We start from the raw sequence: 814 nt of genomic DNA on the forward strand, positions 1-814 counted from the left end.
GTGGCTTGATTAAAGGAGTAGGACCAGTTACCGCTAAACGAATTGTCGCTCACTTTGGGCTAAACACTCTAGATATCATCGAATACTCGATTGAGCGGTTGAATGAAGTTCCAGGTATTGCCAAAAAACGAGTGAAGATGATCCAAACTGCTTGGGACAAGCAGAAGGCGATTAAGGAAGTAATGGTCTTCTTGCAAGGACATGGTGTTTCTACTACCTATGCGGTGAAAATTTACAAGCACTATGGGGATGAATCAATAGTAACTGTCACTAAGAACCCATACCAGCTAGCAACGGATATCTACGGGATTGGTTTTGTGACGGCGGATGCGATCGCCCGGAACTTGGGGATTGCCCCTGACAGCGAGTACCGATACCGCGCGGGGATTATTCACGTCTTGGGCGAAGCAGCAGAAGATGGACACTGTTTCTTGCCCTACATAGAACTGACCGAAAAAGTAGTAGAACGGCTAACAATAGCTGACCATCAACCATCGCCCCAGGTATTGACGGAGCTAATTTTTCAGATGGCAATGGACGAGGAGTTAGTGATGCAGGGTCATCGGCAACATCAATTCATCTGCTATCAATTACCATTTTTTAGCAGCGAACAGCACTTAGCCAAACGACTACATCAGTTGTTGAGCCGTCCGGTTCTAGTAGATAAAGAAAGAGTGATTGCTTGGATTGATAAGTTTACCCAAGCAACAGGAATGGGGCTGTCACCTGGGCAAAGGCAAGCGGTAGAGATGGCAGCAAGTAAGCGGGTACTAATTCTCACGGGAGGACCTGGGACGGGGAAAACTTTTACAAC

1 protein-coding gene is annotated in these 814 nt (G+C 46.8%); it reads left to right on the forward strand.

The features are described 5' to 3' along the window. Nucleotides 1–814, forward strand: an 814-nt coding sequence (locus AC2VE5_RS28815) for a helix-hairpin-helix domain-containing protein (RefSeq protein ID WP_486890927.1), incomplete at both ends; no start/stop codon positions are given.

The organism is Aliterella sp. E5.1, from assembly GCF_057473825.1.